Here is a 2099-nt window from a genome sequence, read left to right on the forward strand (position 1 = left end):
GCCGCCAGGGCCAGCGCCAGCGCGGCGGCGAGGCCCAGGGACGCCCGGCGCCATACGCCGCTGCCGGATCGATCGAGCAGCGGTGCGAACAGGGCGACCACGCAGGCGAGGACCGCCAGGGCGAACAGGCGCGAGACCAGCGGCCAGAACGCGAACCCGACCTCCCAGACCGCCCAGATCCCGGTCAGGACGAACGCCCCACCGTAGAGCAGCGCCCCGGCACGCCGACGTTGAGCAACCAGAACCCCGGAGACGAGCATCGCGGCGCCCATGGCCACGAAATACCAGCTGCCGCCGAGCCATACCAAGTATGCACCACCGCCGGCCAAAAATAGACCGATCAGGACTATGACCAATCCAAGCATGATCAGCACCCCATCGGTCATCTTTCTGGATCGACGCATCGAAAATCCTCAATCGTTCGAGCTTATCGCTTCTTTATCTTGAGTCTTGCGTCGGTCGACGATGATTTTACGATGAAAAATCCTGCAGGACGGCGGATATTTATCTTCTCGCCGAATTAAATCAGCGAGCCGACAAACGAACCCTTGCATAGACCACCGCGGATCAATGTCCGCTTCGCTTCGCCGCGCTGAACACGCCGGCCGGATCAGGTCTCGCAACCTGTGTCCAAGCCCGAGACACGGACTTCGGCGTGTCGCGACGGCGGCCCGTCAGCAGTCAGGCGGCTCGGACATCGGCCAGGAAGCGATCCACCTCCGCCGCGAGTTGCTCCGACTGGCGCGACAACCCGGTGGCGGAGGCCAGGACCTGCTCGGCCGCGGCGCCGGTCTGCTCGGCGGCCTGCGCCACCCCGGCGATGTTGCCCGTGACCTCCTGCGTGCCCGCGGTCGCCTGGGTGACGTTGCGGACGATCTCCCGGGTCGCCGCGCCCTGCTGCTCCACCGCCGCCGCGATCGTGGTCGCGACCGCGTTGATCTCCCGGATGCGGCTGGCGATCGTGCCGATCGCGTCCACGGCCTCGCCGGTGACGCCCTGGATCCGACCGATCTGGCTGGCGATCTCCTCGGTCGCCTTGGCGGTCTGGCTGGCGAGTTCCTTCACCTCGGCCGCCACGACCGCGAAGCCGCGCCCGGTCTCGCCGGCGCGGGCCGCCTCGATGGTGGCGTTGAGCGCCAGAAGGTTGGTCTGCGCGGCGATCGAGGCGATCAGCTGGACGACGTCGCCGACCCGGGCGGCGGCGGCGCTCAGCTCGGACACGAGGGTGGCGGTCTGGTCCGATTCGCCGACCGCACGCTGGGCCAGGATGGTCGAGCCCTCCACTTGGCGACCGATCTCCGCGACGCTGCTGCCGAGTTGCTCGGCGGCACTCGCCACGGTGCTGACGTTGGAGGCCGATTGCTCCGCCGCCGCCGCCACCGTGCCGGACTGGCTCGCGGTCTCCTGCGCGCTTGCGGTCATCTGCGAGGCCGTGGCTTGCAGCTCGGTGGCGGCGGACGAGACCTGGGTGACGATGCCGGAGACCGCCGCCTCGAAGGTCTCGGCCATCCGGTGCATGACCGCCCGGCGCTGATCCTCGGCGGCGCGGCGCGTCTCGTCCGCCTCGGCTTCGAGCTGTCGGGTCCGGAGCAGGTTGTCCTTGAACACCTGAACGGCGGCGGCCATGGCGCCGATCTCGTCCTGGTGCCTCGGAGCCGGGACCATGACGGATGCGTCGCCCGCGGCGAGCGCCCGCATGGCATCGGTCATCCGGCGAATCGGCAGCAGCACGCGTCGGACCACGACCAGGGTGCCGACGCCGGTCAGCAGGAGAGCCGCAAGCAGGAACAGGGCGATCCGCAGCAGGGAGGCGCGCGCCTCGTCGGTCAGCGCCTGGGCTCGGTCCACCAGCGCGTCGAGGGCCGCGCTCGCCAGGTCGGAGATCGTGTTGACCTCGGCGGTGTGGCGGATGCGCAGCTCGTCGATGGAGAGCCCGGTCGGCCGGCCCTGTGTGAGGGCCTCCGTGGCGGCCTTGCGGCGCGCCTCGGCCTCACCCTCGAAGTTGTCGGCCCTGGCCTTGCGGAAGGCGGCCCGGACCAAGTCCGAGGTCTCGTCGGCGGCGGCCGCCACGACGTCGGCCCAGGCGGCAGCCAGCCGCC

1 protein-coding gene and 1 pseudogene are annotated in these 2099 nt (G+C 69.9%); both read right to left on the minus strand.

What is annotated here, in order from left to right; translation table 11 throughout:
* Positions 1-386, minus strand: a pseudogene (locus FV228_RS27710) (membrane-bound PQQ-dependent dehydrogenase, glucose/quinate/shikimate family); the annotation flags it as partial.
* 295 nt (positions 387-681) lie between these two features.
* A partial coding sequence (locus FV228_RS27715; RefSeq protein WP_147857440.1) for a methyl-accepting chemotaxis protein occupies positions 682-2099 on the minus strand: 1418 nt, incomplete at its 5' end.

The organism is Methylobacterium sp. WL18 (assembly GCF_008040015.1).
Taxonomy (GTDB): Bacteria; Pseudomonadota; Alphaproteobacteria; order Rhizobiales; family Beijerinckiaceae; genus Methylobacterium; species Methylobacterium mesophilicum.